At 26.3% G+C, this 18,413-nt stretch carries 18 protein-coding genes; 16 read left to right on the top strand and 2 right to left on the bottom strand.

Features of this window, described 5'->3' with window-relative positions:
* Positions 1-10: 10 nt before the first annotated feature.
* The 8 genes from AAHM98_RS04640 to AAHM98_RS04605 all read left to right on the top strand — a co-directional run bounded on the left by AAHM98_RS04640 (position 11) and on the right by AAHM98_RS04605 (position 9,305).
* The gene (locus AAHM98_RS04640; protein WP_342275731.1) at positions 11-1,981 is read left to right on the top strand and encodes a hypothetical protein; all 1,971 of its coding nucleotides are present in this window, start codon (positions 11-13) and stop codon (positions 1,979-1,981) included.
* Positions 1,982-2,029: 48 nt separating this feature from the next.
* Positions 2,030-4,183, top strand: coding sequence for a hypothetical protein (locus tag AAHM98_RS04635; protein ID WP_342275730.1), 2,154 nt, complete (start codon positions 2,030-2,032; stop codon positions 4,181-4,183).
* A gap of 28 nt (positions 4,184-4,211) precedes the next feature.
* Complete coding sequence (locus AAHM98_RS04630) at positions 4,212-5,588, top strand: hypothetical protein (protein WP_342275729.1); 1,377 nt, start codon at positions 4,212-4,214, stop codon at positions 5,586-5,588.
* A gap of 193 nt (positions 5,589-5,781) precedes the next feature.
* Positions 5,782-5,904: a hypothetical protein gene (locus AAHM98_RS04625; RefSeq protein WP_342275728.1), complete on the top strand. Its 123-nt coding sequence runs from the start codon at positions 5,782-5,784 to the stop codon at positions 5,902-5,904.
* A 37-nt stretch (positions 5,905-5,941) separates the two neighbouring features.
* Positions 5,942-6,067 (top strand): hypothetical protein, encoded by a 126-nt coding sequence (locus AAHM98_RS04620; protein WP_342275727.1) that lies wholly within the window; start codon positions 5,942-5,944, stop codon positions 6,065-6,067.
* A gap of 212 nt (positions 6,068-6,279) precedes the next feature.
* A complete protein-coding gene (locus tag AAHM98_RS04615; protein ID WP_342275726.1) occupies positions 6,280-7,110 on the top strand; it encodes a hypothetical protein in 831 nt (276 codons plus the stop codon).
* Positions 7,111-7,273: 163 nt separating this feature from the next.
* Positions 7,274-8,773: an AAA family ATPase gene (locus tag AAHM98_RS04610; protein WP_342275725.1), complete on the top strand. Its 1,500-nt coding sequence runs from the start codon at positions 7,274-7,276 to the stop codon at positions 8,771-8,773.
* The gene (locus AAHM98_RS04605) at positions 8,745-9,305 is read left to right on the top strand and encodes a hypothetical protein (RefSeq protein ID WP_342275724.1); all 561 of its coding nucleotides are present in this window, start codon (positions 8,745-8,747) and stop codon (positions 9,303-9,305) included. Before AAHM98_RS04610 ends, AAHM98_RS04605 begins: the two co-directional genes overlap by 29 nt.
* Before the next feature lie 111 nt (positions 9,306-9,416).
* Here AAHM98_RS04605 and AAHM98_RS04600 read toward each other — a convergent pair whose 3' ends face one another.
* A complete protein-coding gene (locus AAHM98_RS04600; RefSeq protein WP_342275723.1) occupies positions 9,417-10,394 on the bottom strand; it encodes a hypothetical protein in 978 nt (325 codons plus the stop codon).
* Positions 10,395-11,316: 922 nt separating this feature from the next.
* Between AAHM98_RS04600 and AAHM98_RS04595 the strand changes: the two genes are divergently transcribed.
* Positions 11,317-11,868 (top strand): hypothetical protein, encoded by a 552-nt coding sequence (locus tag AAHM98_RS04595; protein WP_342275722.1) that lies wholly within the window; start codon positions 11,317-11,319, stop codon positions 11,866-11,868.
* 68 nt (positions 11,869-11,936) lie between these two features.
* Here the strand turns inward: AAHM98_RS04595 and AAHM98_RS04590 are convergent, their stop codons facing one another.
* A complete protein-coding gene (locus AAHM98_RS04590) occupies positions 11,937-13,538 on the bottom strand; it encodes an MATE family efflux transporter (RefSeq protein WP_342275721.1) in 1,602 nt (533 codons plus the stop codon).
* Between the two features lie 986 nt (positions 13,539-14,524).
* Here AAHM98_RS04590 and AAHM98_RS04585 point away from each other — a divergent pair.
* The 7 genes from AAHM98_RS04585 to AAHM98_RS04555 all read left to right on the top strand — a co-directional run bounded on the left by AAHM98_RS04585 (position 14,525) and on the right by AAHM98_RS04555 (position 18,330).
* Entirely contained in the window at positions 14,525-14,698 is a 174-nt protein-coding gene (locus tag AAHM98_RS04585; protein WP_342275720.1) for a hypothetical protein, read from the top strand.
* A complete protein-coding gene (locus AAHM98_RS04580; protein WP_342275719.1) occupies positions 14,641-15,363 on the top strand; it encodes a hypothetical protein in 723 nt (240 codons plus the stop codon). The genes AAHM98_RS04585 and AAHM98_RS04580 overlap by 58 nt, the downstream gene beginning before the upstream one ends.
* A complete protein-coding gene (locus AAHM98_RS04575) occupies positions 15,345-15,629 on the top strand; it encodes a hypothetical protein (protein ID WP_342275718.1) in 285 nt (94 codons plus the stop codon). The genes AAHM98_RS04580 and AAHM98_RS04575 overlap by 19 nt, the downstream gene beginning before the upstream one ends.
* A gap of 19 nt (positions 15,630-15,648) precedes the next feature.
* Positions 15,649-17,037, top strand: coding sequence for a hypothetical protein (locus AAHM98_RS04570; RefSeq protein WP_342275717.1), 1,389 nt, complete (start codon positions 15,649-15,651; stop codon positions 17,035-17,037).
* 566 nt (positions 17,038-17,603) lie between these two features.
* A complete protein-coding gene (locus AAHM98_RS04565; protein WP_342275716.1) occupies positions 17,604-17,792 on the top strand; it encodes a PQ-loop domain-containing transporter in 189 nt (62 codons plus the stop codon).
* Positions 17,792-17,956, top strand: coding sequence for a hypothetical protein (locus tag AAHM98_RS04560; RefSeq protein ID WP_342275715.1), 165 nt, complete (start codon positions 17,792-17,794; stop codon positions 17,954-17,956). The genes AAHM98_RS04565 and AAHM98_RS04560 overlap by 1 nt, the downstream gene beginning before the upstream one ends.
* Positions 17,956-18,330 (top strand): SemiSWEET family sugar transporter, encoded by a 375-nt coding sequence (locus tag AAHM98_RS04555; protein ID WP_342275714.1) that lies wholly within the window; start codon positions 17,956-17,958, stop codon positions 18,328-18,330. Before AAHM98_RS04560 ends, AAHM98_RS04555 begins: the two co-directional genes overlap by 1 nt.
* Positions 18,331-18,413: the final 83 nt, after the last annotated feature.

Raw genomic sequence — 18,413 nt, 5'->3', positions numbered from 1 at the left:
AGAAATACCAATGAAACCAAAAACAATTAATCATAGACCAACAATTATTACTAATGTTGATAAAACCCCAACGCTTATTAAAAATAAGTTACAAAAAAATCATAAAAAAAATTGATTATTAATTAGTATTTACTTATTAGTGTTTGGTATAACAGGTATAACAACAACTACGTTATTAGTATCCAATCATGCTAGCTATAGTGATAGTAATTTTAATCCTCATAGCAATGCTAATTTATGAGAACAATATTATGAAAATAATAAGCCAGATAATAAACCAATTGACTTAGCACCTACACAAAACTTTTTTAAAGATAATGCTAATCCAGTTTTTTGACAAATTCATAGTGCTAAGGATAAAGACAGTCTTAGTTTTAGCGCCATCTTAAACCAAATTGATAACAAATTACAAGTTGGTGGCATTGAAACAGTTTCCCAACAAACTGTTAAATCATTACCTAATGGTTTCTTTACTAATATTATTAATAATCCAGCAGTTGATTTTACAGTTAACAATCAACAAGTTACTAATAATACCTTTGAATGACCAAGCAACTATAATCAAAGTACATCATATGATTTAAAAGTAAATACTAGTGATGAAGCTAAAGCTTTTGGTATCGTAAATAATAATATTAATTTTGTAATTAAAGTTACAATCACGAATTTGCTGACAGTTGAACTTAAAAATGTAAAGTTAGACTTAAACCCCAATCAAGTAATTTATACTGACTACAAAAGTAGTACTAATGCTACTATTCCGCAAATTGTTCAATATATTCAACCAGCAATTAAAGATGCGTTTGTAACTAAACTAAAATCAATTTTACAAATTCCTACTATTCCTGATAGTGATTATAATATTACTTTTAATGATAATGATGATAAACCCCACAATTTTAATACAGAGTCAGTTCCTGTTAAGTTTCAAATTACAACTACAGATGGTAATAAAGATAACTTTACTGGAAAACTAGAATCTAGTGTTAATGTTCAAAATAAAATATGTGATCTAAATGGAGAGGCACAATTACAAACAGAAATTAAAAATAAATATCCTGAACAAGAAACAAACCCTGATAATTGATTAAACATAATATTTGATAATAAAACTGATAAAGATAATATTGATACTAGTTTAACAGATACAGGGTTAATAACAGCCAATAGTAAAATTAATGAAGCTATTAAACCCCTTGTAGTAAGTTACTTTAATAAGAAATATAGTTTACTTAACCTGAAAACTGATAATATTCAAATTACTTCTGACTTAAAACTAAAAGATAATCTCTTTCAAAATAATGATGGTATCTCAGGTAAACAATGTAAAATTACTATTTCTCCAAAGCAAGAAGGTTATAAACTTTCTGGTAATTTATCATTTGATATTACAGTTCATGGTACTAATAATAGTGCTACGACCCAAAATCATAATTCGCCTGCGGGATTTAAACTAAATGGTATTTATTTACCTGACGGACAAGATGCTAATATCTTGCAAGATAATGAACACTATTACCAACAAGCAACATTATTAGCAAATTTAATGGGCGATGATAAAGATAGTTTAAAAAATCAATTAAAAAATGCTTATAGTATTAAAAAAAATAGTTTTACTGGTTCGTTTACTTCCCAATATCAATTAGAAACGTCAGGGTCAATAGAATCTACTACTCTCAATATTAGTGATATTAAAAATCCTAATCAAAAAATAAGTAATTTTTACGATTTAATTAATCAAACTAAAAATATTTATTTATATACTAGTGTGACAAAAAATCCACCATCAGGACAAAAAGATAGAATTTTAAATAGTGTAAAATTAGTATTCACTAGTACCATTGATCCACCACATACTAATGGTGATAATACTTTATATAGTTTTGACCTTGTAAAAAAAACAGGAATCTCAATTGATGATGGCGCTATATTAATGTTTCCTAACTTTAATTTCAATATTTCCTATCAACAAAATAATTAAATAATAAATTGCTATATTAATCATATTAAAATAATTTTGGAGGTAAAAATGAAAAATTTATTATTGACTTTAAGTAGCATATCTACTTTAACCTTAGCAGGAAATGCAGCATTAAACACTAATTTTACAGAACATAAAAGTATTATTAAATCAAGTACTAATGTAACACCACAAGTAGCTTCTGCCACACCAATATTTAATGATGAATATCAAAAATTAAATGATAGTGATTGAATTACTAATCAAGCAACAACAGACCATAAATATTATAGTTATGATACAAGTCATGCTAACTATGAATTAAGTGACAAAAGTAATGCAAGAACAACCTTTAAAGTTGATGATAGTGGACAACTAGTAATTAACAAAAAAGATAGTTATACAAATATTGACTATAATAATCTTAACAATACTAAAGATGAAATAATTGTCCATCGCAAAGTAACTGCTTTTAATCGTATTACTGATAATGCTTATACAGGTAGTGAATTTCGGAATGATTTATTTAGTGGTGACAATCCTGATTGAAAGTTCCTTCAAGAAAGTCAAGTTGAAAAGCATGTTGATATTTCTGATGTTACTGGTGCCAATAAAGTTTCAAATCATGACAGTTTAAGTGAAGGATTAGGACTTTATTACATTGGTAAAGCAGCGAAAGACCAAAGTAAAGAAGAATTAAACACATATTTAGCTTTAGCAAAAGCATTTATGAATCGCAGCGTTTTAGGAACTAATGTTCCTGATGAAGTATTTACTGGTATTATTATTACTTTTATTTCCTCATCTGCTGATGTTGCCTTGCAGTATATTATGAGTGCACCATATCAAAATAGTGATGATAATACTAACTACGCTACTAATTATATTTTAGATAGTAATAATCAAGTAGTAGAAATTTATTACACGCAATATACTAATCAATTTGATATTAAGAATTTAAACTTGCAATTTGACCCACAAGTTATTTCTGTCGAAAAACCTGAGTCAAAATCAGTTAAAGATATTGAAAGTTTAATTAAAGAAAAAGTAATTAATAGTTTTAAAAGTCAATTAAGTGATAGAGTGAAAATTAAACCAGAACAGCTTGATAATAAATATTTTAACCTTAATTTCAATGATAGCGATGCAATTAAAAACTTTAATGATACTATTAATGTTAGTTATACAATTACTACTAATTGACAAGCTGCTAATCAGTTTAACTTTGCTGGTACTTATGATGGAACTATCCCTGTAATTAATAAGTGTGTTAAATTAAGTGGCGAAGATAATTTAAAAACTACAATTGAAACCAAGTATACTAACACTGATCAAGCACATTGACTAACTATTAATATTGATAACAAAGATAATAGTAATGCCGATGGTAAGTTAACAACCGTTGGACTAGCAAGAGCTAATACCCAAATTAATGATATTATCAAAAAAGATGTATCTGCCTATTTTCAAACTAATGATTCTGATATCGGAATTAAAGATGATGATTTTACTATTAGTACAAATTTACAAGTAGGTGATAACCTTTTCAATCAAAAAAAAGGTAAAACTTTTACTGTTACGATTGCAGCAGTAGCTGGACAATATCGAATTATTGAGAGTTTATCAGATATTAATATTATAGTTCATGGTAAAAATACTAATTTTATTAATAGTGAATTAGCATCTGACCCTGCAAAACAAGTTCCAATAGATGGAATTAAACTTCCTGATGGTCAAGATCCTAATTTATTGCAAGATAACGAACATTATTATCAACAATCTAACTTAACAAAAAGATTAATTGGTGATTCAAATAACAAAGATAGTGTCTTGGGAACTATTAACAATAATTCTTATAGTGTTATTGACTCTAGTTTTAAAGGTCATGTCAATATTGATTATAAATTAGAAAGTGGCGATCCTAAATCTCCAACACTTAACATTGACACAGCATCTATTACTAATGATGAAGGTTCTGAAAAAAACTTTTGAGATGTACTTACTAAAACAACAATGATTTGATTGCACACTAAAGTTGAAACAAGTGGTAATGATCGTAAGTTAACAACTGTTTCTTTAATATTTGCCACAAATGAAAGTTATAGTAATCCATTTTGTGTGCTTGATATATCAAGTGAATTTAGTGGAATATCAGTTAGTCCAGGTGCTTTAATAACATTCCCTGATTTTAAGTATGTAATTGATTATCAACAAATGAGTTAGAAATTATTTCAATAAAGGAAAATAAAATATGAAACAAATATTAATTATTTTAAGTAGTTTGACTACTTTAACATTAGCAAGTAATATGACGGTGAATGTTGTTAACAATACTATTATTAACAACAAACTTAATAGTAACCCTAGTAATGGTCAAACACCATCTTCATTATTTAATAATAAATTTGGGTATTTAAGTCAAGATAAGTGAATTACTAACCAATCAACAACTGACCATAAATATTATAGTTATGATACCAGCCATGCTGTTGGTAATTTAAGTGATGGGACGACGCCCTTTCGAAATGCTTTTTTTGTTGATAGCAATGGCAATCTGGCAATTGATTCTAGTTTAAATCTTTCTAATGCCAATAAAAATATGCTAAATAACATGCAAGCAGAGATGATTAATCATAAACAAGTAACAAGTATTAAAGATGATTATAATGTTTATAGTAAAAGTATTTTTAGTGATAGTTACTTTAGTGGTGATAATAGTAGTTGAAAATATTTACAAATGGGTGGTATAGAAAATCATATTGATATTAGTAGTCAACAATCAGCTAATAAAGTAGAACATAGTAATAGTTTGAGTGAAACGTTAGGTTTGTATTATATTGCTCAAGCAGAACGTAATCCTGGTGGGATTGATATGGCTGTTGCTACTAGTTTAGGTAAGTATTTTATTAGTAAAAGTAGTTTAAAAAACCTTGATGATAGTGTAACAAGTAGCATCATTAATATCATTGCTACTAGTAATAATGTTTATAATTTGCTTTATCAATCACCACCACGTGATGGAGAAGGTATGTTGTATAAAAATTATGCTACTAATTATATTTTTGATAGTAATAATAATTTAATTGAAATCTATTATTCAAATTGAAATACGGATAATCTTACTTTGAATGTTAATACTAACGATAGTGCTAGTGCTGGGTCTTTTAATTATGGTTATAAATGATGATGAAGTGACCCGCAAAGCATTGTTAATTGAAAAAAAATTGCTAATAACTGAGATAATTTCACTAGTCTATATCCAACCTTTGTTTTTGGTAACAATTCTTATTTACAAGTTAAGAATGGTAATACAGGTTCAAAAAAATTTAGTGATTTAAACGCTAACACTAATTGCATTAAAGATAAACAACCACCAGATTTAAGTAATTTCGATAATGCTTATACTAATGACTGAAATTCTGATGATTACTATAAATTTATCATTGAAAAAGATTATGATAATGGTTATTATTGAAGTCAAATGTGTTTTGCCTTATATCTTTGACATGATGATAATAATATTTATTATCAAGCTTCATCAGTGATAGCAGTTCATGATGTAGACAGTGATGGCTATGGTTATCAATATAATCTAGATAATATTACTTTTAATAATGGTATGAAGTAGTCTAGGTAAAAGTTAGTTAAGTTTACTAATATTATGGAATAACAAGTAATACAAATCTTTTATTCACTATCTTTTTAGATGGTGAATTTTTTATAGTTGTTAACTTATACCTCTAGTTGATTAATAAAGTAAATTATTTTAATAATGTTATAATTTCAATGTTAAAGGTGATTTTAGAAGGGGGGTATAAATAATGTCTGAAAGAAAAGTATTACATTGTGTTGATTGCAATAAGGAAATTAATGGTAACGACCTTGCTTTAAACTCTAAAAAAGCACAAAAAGCAATGAAATGTCCAGAATGTGCTAATCGTTAATTTTTAAAATTAAATAAAAAAAGGAGAGAGGAAAATAATGAAAGATATAAATATGAAATGCTCTGGTTGTGGTATTACTACGGAAGAACACGAAATTGCTACTAATCCTGATGGTTCTATGATGAAAAACATATGTAAAATCTGTGCTAATCAAGTTAAATAAATTGTTCAGTATCTTTGTAAAATCTTTTACAAAGATACTTTTATTCTTATTTTTTAATTATTCTAGATGACATATGATAGTATAAAGATTATTAATATTTTAAAATTTTATGTATAATATAAATTAGAAAATAACTATTATTATTTATGTAATATTTATTATTTAGATTTTAATACCATTTATGCTAATGGTTATGCAAAGAGGTAACGATTATGAAAGTTATATTACGATTTCTAGGTGCTATTATGATTGGTAGTGTATCTTTAACAAGTATTAATGCACATAGTAAAATTTTAGCATGAAATCAACCACAAGTTGATTCAGAGTTTGCTTTGTTATTAGGATGAAATAGTGATGATAATATCTCAAAAATAGAACAAAAATTACAGTATAATGCCCAAACAAATATGTATGAAATTTTTATTAATAGTAAAATTATTACTGAGACTAATTTCAAAGAGCAATTATTGATTAGTAATGGTAATGATTTTACGGCCAAAAACCTTCAAACGGCTAATTTATTAAGACAGTTAGGATTTATTTCTGGTGGTATTGAAACAATATATAGTAGCCAAGATGTTGATGATATTAGTAATCTAACTGCTGTTATTGATAATGTTAATCATGGCAAGATAACTGCTGGTAGTTGGGATTATCAAATTTCTGGTGGTACTATCGAAGTTAGTGTCAAACTAAATAATAAAACTTTGAAAACATATCATTTAGATACATTAAATAATAATTATTTAAATATTCCCCAACTAGCAACACAGTTAGTTAACTCAAACAATATTGCTTTAAATAAAATTTGTGGTTTTACTATTAATGCTTTTTCTCGTAATTGTACTTTAAATTTAAATAGTAATGATAAACAAAATCAATGAGCTGCTTTACTTAACTTTTTATCTGCAACACCATCACTAACTTGAACTGATAACAGTATGTCTGTGGTTGAAACATTTACGACAACTCCGGTCTGGCTACAAGTAAGTTTTGGTAAAATAATAGTAGTTAATGCTTTTTATTGTGGTAGTCCTCAGTAAATAAGTTTTAAAATATAATTCGTGCTTCATTTGTCAACCATATTTTAATTTTCTCATTATTAGTAATAAGTAAAATACTCAATATTTGCCATCTATCTAGTCTTAAATGGTATGATATTTGTATGATTTAAAATATTTAAAAATATATAAAGGTGAGTTACACATGAAATTAAAAATAAAAAACATTGGGCCATTTAAAGATACTACTTTAAATATCGGTGATATTACAGTGATTGCTGGTATTAATGATACTGGTAAAAGTTATTTAAGCCGTTTAGTTTTTGCTATGATGAAAATTGCTACTAGTGATATTGAATCACAAGTTGTTAAAAATTTTCTTAGTTTTATTGAAAGTACATTCAAACAAATCGAAAGTTCGATTGATACTTTTATCGAAACTAACTTTAGTAATAAAGATAAAGAAACACCACTATTTAAAGAAATTAATACGATTTATGAACAACTTAATATAAGTAATAAAATGTTTTTACAAAAATGAGTAGAAAATTTTGATAATAAACAAGAAAAATTTAATGATTTTTGAATTAGTTTATTAAAAGATTGTAATAAGTTATTGAAAAAGAATGATGAATTAATTATTATTACTTTACAAAAAATTGATATTAATACTAATAAGGATGCCTACAAAATAAAAACTATTAAGTATGTTATTAATACTATTAATAAAGATATTGAAGAAATTTTAATATTTTTCACTAATGATAAAAAAGATATTATTTCTTATTTAATGTCCAACATCTTATCAGAAAATTTTCATAGTGAAACACTAAAAAATAAAAACTGTAGTAATGAAGATAGTCAGTTAAAACTTAGTTTGGATAACAAAAAAACATTAAGTATTATTATTAAAGCAAATAATGAGTTTGAATTGGAAAATGAATTTAATTATTTAGAAAACATTATTGAAAACCCTGTCCTTGATGCTACGTATATTAGTGACACTGATCAAATTTTAGATTTAATGATGGAAGAAAAACGTATTCAAAAAACTTCTGAGTATATGTTAGAAACTGAAAGATTAAAATTATCTATTAATAATATTTTTAAATTTAAAAAATGTAATTACTTAGACGATTTTAAAAGTAAGATTAGTGATGACGATGAAACTGAACGTTACAGTAATTTAAAAGCTGTCCTTGTTAAAGAAAAAATTAGTAAGGAACTATATAATTACTTTGCTTTTGAGAATAAAATCAACTTGGAAAATGGTAGTTTAACTAAAAAAGGGGTAACTGTTAAGTTTTCTAATTCATCACGTGGTTTAAAAATTATTGAAGCATTTAAAACAATGATTAGTAATGGTTTCTTTAAAGAAGGTAATTTAGTTATTATTGATGAACCCGAAGCTTATATCCATCCCGAATGACAATATTTGTTTGCTCGTTTATTATTAGACATTGCTCGGATTGTTAATTTTAAATTAGTAGTTTCAACACATAGTCCTTATATTATTGAAACTATTACTTCATTGTCAAATCGTGACTTTAAAGACTTAACATTTAAGTATAATTTCATTAATAAAGATAAAAATTTTAATTCTTGTATAATAGAAGAGAATAGTTTAGACCATATTAACGAAGCTTTAAGCTATCCATACAGGGAGTTGGATAAGTATGAATTTAAATGAGACATTAAAAAGTAATTTAATTAAGATTTATAAAAAAAATAAAAAGACTTTTCGTACGCTTTCATATAGTACTGCTTCTAAGACGTACTCATCAGATTCTAATGAATATGCTATTGATGGTGATAATTTAAAAATATTATGTTGTAATCGTACTCGTGGTGTTAAATCAATTGATGCTATTACTTTTAACAAAAAAAATGAGTTTTTATTTATTGAATTTAAAATTCAAAAACATTTTCATGAAGATATTGTTAGTGATTTATCAAAAAAATTTATGGATACTTTTAGTTGTTTTCAACATAATATTGATACCAATCGTGAGATTTTATTTAATGAAATAAAATGTTTTTTTGTGTTTGATATTAGACGTGAAACTGATCGTAGTATTAGAAATATTAAAAATATTAGATATAAATTAAAAGATAAAGTTCAAAGATTAAATGATGAAAATCGTATTTCTTTAAGTTTTAAAATTATTTATTCATCAACATTTGACCATAGTATTGATTATTTTAAAATGGATGATTTTTTTAAAGAACTTAGTTAATTATTCTATCTATTTAGCAAGCATCTATGTCAATGACTTTTGATTATGTCTCAAAATTCTTTAAACATCCCCAGAATTTTTATGACCCTTATTTTGTGAATTTAGATAATTTTATCAGGACTTAGTTTTTCAAGGATGAGTCATTGGTGGGACATATTTTTTCTTTTCTTGTTCTGCTTCAGGGACATCTAAATCAAAATTTTTAGATATTGATTGATGCTTATTTAACTCTCTTAGTTCATAAATTTTCTCTTCAATTGAAGCTACTAATTGTTTGTCAAAACATTGAATTACTAAGCATTTTGTTTTGCTTTTAAAAGTTACAATTTTATTATCTTTATATGGTTGATAATATTTATTCTGAAAATTGATACCACAACCATTATTAGTTTTTCTTGAACTTAAGATTGCAAAAGTTTGATTAATAACTTCACATTTTGGTTGTGGTCCGAACACTGATGTGCTAAGATTAGCATGAAGTGCAAACTGTCCATTATGCTTAGTAATATACATTTTAAGGAACTCATTTGCTGCTTCAATTGTTTTGACATTAGCAATCTTAAGTTCGGTAATTAGTCTTGACTGTAAAGTGCCAAACAACGTTCTACACGCCCTTTTTCTTGTGCTACTGATGTTGTTTTGTTCTATGCCTAACTGTTTACATGCATAAGCAAACTGGGTATGTGAGTCCTTCTCTTGATTTTTGGGAGAAGGATTTTCTTTTTCTTCTTTTGCCCCATACTTAAATACGGTTCTATTATCGGTTTTAATTTCATATGGTATTCCATATTCAGTTAGAATTTGATTGAGGATAGTATAGTACCCTACTAATGTTTCTTCTGGTGTAAAGTATGCACCAACAATCCTTGATGTGCTATCATCAATTCCAATGTGTAAATGTCATTTTTCACCATTAATTCAAAGATGATCAGAAGCATCCATTTGGATTTGTTCACCAAAATATTTTTTTCTTTCTTTTCTTGGATGAGCTAATGAATTTGATATTATTCTCGATACTTTTGTTTCAGATAAAATCTCTACTTCTATAGTTTTTTCTTCTATTTTTTCTGGTATTTTAATGTCTAACATTTTTTGTTGTTCCTTTTCTGCTTTGGCTTTCCTTTTTTTAGTAATACGCTGACATTTTGGTGATAAAATCCCTGTTCTAGTAAGTGTTTTATGAACAAAATTGTATGATACTGTAATGTTTTTATTGGTTGCTAGTAGTTCACTAAAATGTTTGAAATTACTATTACTATATACTTTGCTTTGATATGTTTCAAGAACCGTTTTAGTAATGTTTTCATCTTTAGTTTTTCTTGGTTTTCGATTGCGATTACCATGGACAAATCCTTCTTTACCTTGGTTATTAAATTTGTTTATTAATCTATCAATAGTTCGTAAAGAACAATTTAGTTTAATACTAGTTCTTCTTTTACTACCTTTCTTTTCTACTAAGTTTTTAATAACTTCATATTTTTCTAATTCATTCTTAGTACTACCTTTCTCATATGATACCTAAGGTATTATTTTAACCTTAGGTTGAGACATAATCAAAAGATAACTAGTAAGACATTATCATAAGATAACGACATTATTCTATCTATTTAGCAAGCATCTATTGAATAAATATCTATGTCTGTTATAATTATATTGTCCTATTATTAGGACAATTAACAAATAGTTTAATTAATTTAAAATTGTAAATTTGGTTTTATGCTCTTATTTGGATAATACATTCAGATAAGGGTTTTTATGTTTTAATTCAATTGATATAAGTTTTTATTAGATTTAAAAATACAATTTAATATCTATTCCAATTTCACAAATAAAATTTATTTCCATATTTACCCTTAAACCCAAAACTTACACATAATATTAATGATAAAAAATCTTTTAGAAATTTATATCATTAGCATTTAAAATAATAAATTTAGATTCAAATTTACTCCTTTATGGTAATTAAACTTAGATTTAGTATAAATAATTTTGAGAAAATGAGGTTCATTAAATGCAAAGTCTTACCAATTGTGGCATTTACTTTGCTAATGTTCCATTAACGAAAACTACTAACGAAACTAGATGTGAGAATGCTAACTGTAATTACCAATATTGTATTGGTTGTATTCTCGAACCAGTTATCATTTGAACACAAACTCCTGATAAAAAATGTTTAGTAATTCCGATTATTAAAACATCAGTTGAACATCATGAACAAAATTTAGGGTCAATTGGTGATAACTTAGCACTTATTAATTTAAAAAAATCAAGTAACAATGCTATCTTAAATTTTTTAGAAGATAATGTTTGCTATGCTAACCTAAATCGTCTTACTTGAATTAAAAATTTTAGAATTGGCGCTCAATATTTAATTGATGTCCAACTACGTGTGTTAAATGAAACAGAAATTCATGATTTATCATTTCGTGTTCGTACTTTACCAGTATCAAGTGTTTCTGTCATCAGTAATATTGGTCTAAATAAAAACTTAAATTTAAATAATCAAATTATTAATTCATCTTCTGTTGCTGTTGCTTATAATGGCGATAACATGAAAGACTAATTATTAAATTTTCTCTCTCTTTTTAATCTATATGGTTAATAATCACGTTATTGATTATTAACCATATTTTATTTACTAACCATTAATACTTCATGAGTAGTAACCATTGGTTCAACAAATTGTTGTTCTTGTAAGTTATCTGTAACATCAATTAAATTATTACGATGTTTTTTTCACTTATAAACGAGAATCGGAATTAAAATAGCAGCACTAAATAAATCAGTTAAACCAATAAATCCATAATAGTAAATGGCATTACCAGTAGCCATACTAATAACAAATCCAATACCAATACATGGTAAAGCCACAACAATTGTTCGTAAACTATTACTAATGGTAGCTAATAAAGATTTATTAGTGCCTTGAAATAAAGTTAAACAAATATAAGTAACAGCACAGAATGGATAAGACATAAAGTTTAATACTAATCATCATTGATACTTGGTCGAATAGTTAGCAGGAAAGGCAAACATTTCCATCATTTCTTTGCCAAAACTAATAAACACTATTAACATTAAACTAAACCAAATAATTAATAAAGTACTAGTTCGTTTTAATATTTGTCAAATGCGATTATATTTTTTAGCACCGTAATTATAAGCAATAATACTACGTGCACCTTGGGTAATACCAGCACCAACCGAAACAATTAAAATCATTCATGGGGCAATAGAAGACATTAATTGTTGGAGAATAGAAACATGATTTTCATAGTCTTGATTTGGTAATTGAACTATTAAAATGGTAGAAATAAATGAAGTAAATACTAAAGCACCATTGGCTAAAAAATTAGGAAAACCTAATTTCATAAATGCTAATAAATTTGATTTATCAATTTTGATGACATCTTGGATACCAAAAGTAGTTTTACTATCTTGCATTTTTACAATAATTATTAAGCCAATCATAACTTGACAAATTCATGCCACTACCGTTCCTAACATACTGCCAACCATTCCTAAATGGCATATTGTCATAAAGAAAATGGAACTACCAATATTAATTGCTAAGGAACTAACAATCATCATAATAGTTAAATTACTTCTTCCTTCACTACGTAGTAGTGATAAAACATAGTAACTTAAAAACATCATGGGAGCACCAACAATCATGGGATAACAATATTGTCAAGCAATTTGTTGGGTAATGGGATTATATAAGTTTCCCATTTGAACGGTAATAAATATTGCTTTGAATCCAGGATAGATTAAACAAAACATAATAACCCCGACTAATAATCCAAACAAACTAGTAAGAGCAAAACCGTTACCTGTAATTTGTCGCATTTTTATTTTATCTCTTCGTCCATAGGCCATTGAGAAATTTAATGCGCATCCTAAGCCAATCATGACTGAAAAAGCTCATTGTAAATTATAAACTTGGTAGCCATATTGGGTACCAATATTAATAAAAGTACGCATATCATTAATTGGAATGGAAGTAACTTTATCAATTCCAGTGAGTCCTTTTAATGCATTGTAAGCATTAACATATCAACCATTAGTGCTTAAGTCACCGGTTGCAAATTGTAACGCTAGGGTTTTATCAACCACATCATATAAACCTTGAATGACCATAATTAAAATGGTAGGAATACAAAAGTAAGTTATCGTGATTCAAGGTTTGGCAAAACGAAACTTTTTTTCGCGTTTTGTTAAATAGATATCCATAGTATCTCTCCTTGTATTCTCTTTTTACTATTTTTATTCTCTTATACTGTTTCAAATTATAACATGGATAATCTTGTCATTGTTTCTTGGTAAGAAATAGACGCTGTTAAATGGTAAGTTTTGGAAAAGAAATATATTTTTATTGATGTGATTTTTGCTTTAATTTTGGAGAAAAGTAGGGGAAAAATAAAAAAAGTAATCAACACGACCTAAAATATGATTTTATTGAGTTTTGGGTTTCTAAGTCATCTCAATTAAAGTCTTGCTTTATAAATCTTTATTGTCACCTGCACCTTGTACGATAAAAATATCAATTAGCACTTAACTTATGGTAAACTAAACAGAACTGTTATTATTAAAGTCATCTTTAGTTCCAAATGCAACTCAAGTTGCAGTAGTTCTGGAATTATGTCCTCTTTCTTTTTTTCAAATATCATCTAAAGCATTATTAAAATTATTTAATAATATTAATAAGTGAATTGAAAAAACATTCTATTATGAAAAGACTGTAAATAAGTATTTCTTTAAATCTATTACTTATTTTAGATTGGAGTTGGGAGTTATATTTGTTTTAAAGGAGAATAAAAACAGATAGGTATTCCTATCCGCAAACAAATTTATTCTACTTATAGGGTTGAATACGGTTAAAAAATAATTTATAATAAGTATTAACTTAAAAAAGTGTATATAAAATACTTAACTATTTATATTTATAAATGGCAAGTATTTTTTTATTTTTAAGTTAATATTATTTTTTAAGAAACAGTAAAAATATTTTTACGAATGAAATAATTCACGATTTCTTTTTTAATTTCATAGGTGTATTTCCTTTTAACATCAAATCCTTTTCAAAAAGATTACAATATAGATTTTGAAAAAAGTAAAAAAGTCCTGAAACATTATCCCCCACATTAGAACAATTAAATCAAAATTTTCAATCAATGATGTTAGCGACACTACATATATAAAACAAGGAGAAAGCTAATATGCCAGAAGAAGAAAAGCCACTACTACTTGTTCATGAATTAACTGATGCACATCAAACAGCAATTAATAATTATCTGATAGATTTGCAAAACATTTCATCATTATCAGAAAAAGAGTGAAACAAAATTTTAATAAAAGTAAAAATGCTACTGAAGTATTTAATAAATTATTAAAAGTAAGTTATAAAGATGCTATTTTATTTATTAAAGAATTTCCAATTGAAGCATTAGAAAAGGGTACTCAAATATCACAGGTAGTTCCTGATACTGTTGTTGCATCTATTAGAGGAAAAGAAAATAGTTTTCGTGATATGATATTAGACAAAAGCATTCTAGAATTTAATGATTATTATAAGCAAATGCTGCAAAAAAAAGAGGAATTACTTGTTGATTTTGTGCCTAGGTTACTTAATCGCTATGCTAGACAAGGATTACAATTAGCAAATTGTGAAAAAAATATTAGCACTTACTTACAACATCATCATTCTACTTATTATGAGTACAAAAAACATGAGAACGAAGTAATAAAAAAATATTGTATGCTAGAACCTAAAATGACTCTTAGCAACGAATTAGATAATTTTCAAGTTTCAGAGTTAACTCTAGATTTATCATTACAAGAAAAAATGAAAAACGATATTGAAAGTCTCAATTTAGCATTAATTTATAAAACAAACGTAGACGCTAAAAAAACAGAACAACAATTTAAACCAAAACTTTTTACGAATACTAATAAATTATTTAATGAATTAACTACAGAAATTAATAATTCAGATATTAAATTGAAGATTTTAAAGAAGAAAAACCAGAATTTAAGGATTTGACTAATGCGCTTGTAGCAAAAATTAAAAATAAAACAGATGAAGAAGACGAATATAGATTATTTTATGGAAATATTCTTGCTGCTTCAAAGATTAAACTATTACTCTTACCAAAAGATGAAAGTTATTATAACTTGCTCAGCACTTTTAAATCAAACTATGCCCATAATGTAATGTTAGCGAACTTAGTTGATAATTTAACAAGTATTGTTGATAAAGAAACTGAAAAATATCCAGCACTTGAAGCACAACCCCAAGCAAACGTATTAATGCCACCTATTTAATAGTGAAGATAAACCAAATGTGGCTGTTGATACTTACCAAAAAATTAAAGAAAAAACTAAAGGTAAAGCAGATCGTAGCAAAATTAAAACACAAAAAGTAAATTTTAAAAAGAAAGAAAAAAACACCAATAATATTGTTGAAGAAAGAGAAGGTGTCCCTAAAATTAAAGCACTAAAAACTTCAGAGCAAGAAAATCTTGAAGAGATTACTAATAGTTTGCAAGAAATTAAACGTGCAAAAAATAATTCTGAAATTAATTTAAGTGTTAATAAGATTATTAAATCTTTAAACACAAATAAAATAACTAGTGAAAAACAAAATAATCAACTTTCAACTAACCTCGAAATAATTAACAAAATTAAACAAAGAAAAAATACAATTGATAATAAAAACATAATTGAACAAATATATAATACTTGTTCAAAAGAAAATATTAGCGTTAATAATCCTGAAAAAATGCAAGAATTACTTAATTTAGCAAATAAATTAGAAATTACTGATACACAACCAAAAGTAATCCCCTATTATGATTATCAACAAAAATTATCAGCAGAAAGATTATTACCAACAGAAACAAAGGGGATAACTACTAAAGTACAATCAGAGATTATTCCACAGCCAATTAAACATACTTTACCTTGAAAAAATAAAAAGGATTCATTTATGGTTTATCGTTTAAAACGGGATATAGTAAAAGACCATGAAAGTGGTCGACCTGCCATTTATTTAGGTTTTGATGAAGAAAAAGGACAACATAAATTAATTTCAGGTACTTCAAATTCTTCAAAAAGTAAAAACCAAATTTTAGAATTAGATTTATCAACAAAAACTTATTTTAATCCTGAAAACATTATATTAATAAATGATGCTGAAATTGACAAAGTATTAGATGATTTTTGACGCAGAGATTTTAAAAGTAATAAACCAATTGATTTTTTAAATTTCTTGCCACCAAAGCAATTAGAACAATTTAAACAAAGTATTGATTCTCAAGAAAAACTTGAAGCAAGTGAAAATACAGCAATAGACCCGATGAACGAATATCTGGACAATTCACAAAATCAGGATCGACAACTTTCAGCACAAGACGCTCAAAATAATAGTTTAACAAGTTGTAAAAAACCACTAACAAATTGATTAACTACTAAAAAACAAATATCTGAACTAGAAGTTAGTGATGATGTACTAAAACAACCAAATAAAGTTAGTAATAAAAAACAACTTCTACCACTTCGTGAAACAGCATCTATGAAAGAGTGCTCTTTTAAACAACCTGTACTTGCTTCTTACAACAGTGGAGATAGTGTTAAAGTTGCAAAATTAGTCCAAAAAGTTCAAGAAGAAGAAATACAAAAAAACTCAAGAAAAAACAATTCCAAAACACAAAAATGTTCTTTAATTTTGTAGAAAAATAGTGGTAGTGCGTAAAATATAAAAGGTTTTGAAGATATACAATAGATAAGGAAAACAACCCCTCGAAACCGACTTACAAGCGACTGTAAGGTTTCGTTAAATATCTATTTTTGTTATACGTTCAATCAAAAAACAGCCTTTACGAAAAGTAAAGGCTGTTTTAATTTATAACTTGATATCGGTTAGTACTTTTATTTACAATTTCCTTTTTCATCTGGATTAGTACATTGGCTTTGAAACATAAAACAATATAGTACATTAACAACTTGGTGTTTGTTTAAAAAGCAATAGTTATTTTTTGAATTCATAATTTTTCACTACTTATGTATTATTATATTTTGTTATAAATAATCCGTGGTTACAACTATTCATAACATTATAACTTTTAGCATTTAAATTACAAGCTAAAATATAATTTAAATACTACTGATAGTAGCAGTTATTACTTAACTAAATTAATACAAAATATTTTTTAAAATATCTTAAAAACGCTTTGTATTTTAAAAAAAATATAAGTAAAATATAATTATCAACAGAGAGATTAGAAAAGGAGAAATAAAATGGAAATTTTTATTCAATTTATCGGCTATTTAGCAGGCATTTTAGCTGTTATAACATTTATACCACAAGCTATCAAAACAATAAAAACTAAAGAAACTAAGCACATAACATTATTAACATATATTATTTATAATATTGCTAATTTATTTTTTTTTTATTTGGAGTATTGTCAATTGCCTTACCAGTAATGTGAGCACCCGGAGCAACTACAGCATCAATTATCTTATGAGGTTCAACTTTAATATTACCTTATACAGCGACAATTATCGCTACTAACTGTATTATTTATGTTAAAGTAAAGAATATGAAAACGCTAGGTGAAAAAGCCGGAACTTTGGAGGTAAATGCATAATGGGAAGCCAATGATGAATTGTAACAACGATTGGATTTATCGCTACTTTAATTGCAGTAGTAGCATTCTTTCCTCAGTCATTGCGAACAGTGAAAACTAAAAAAACTAACGGTATTTCTTTATCAACATTTATTATTTACACTATTGCGAACAGCCTTTGAGTATTATGAGGTGTATGTCACCTTGCCTATTTTGGAGCTAGTGAATCAACAATCTTAATGAAAGATTTAGTTGTTATTTGTGCTAATACACCATGTGCTATGTGAGCAGCTATCATCCTAGGCATTAAAATTAATAATATGTACAAATATGGTGAAGACTGTAAAAAATGAAAAGGGAAAGTTAATTTAAATCAAAAATCAAATTTAGTTTAGATAGAATCAACAGTTTCATTTAAATTAAATTTCCTAAAAATGCATCAATTAATGCATTTTTTATTATTTATTTTTACTTAATC

It is taken from the genome of Spiroplasma endosymbiont of Nebria brevicollis (assembly GCF_964030895.1).
In the GTDB taxonomy this organism is placed as follows: domain Bacteria; phylum Bacillota_I; class Bacilli_A; order Mycoplasmatales; family VBWQ01; genus Spiroplasma_E.
Note: the sequence above shows the minus strand (reverse complement) of the source record. Positions and strands in the feature narration are given on the sequence as shown.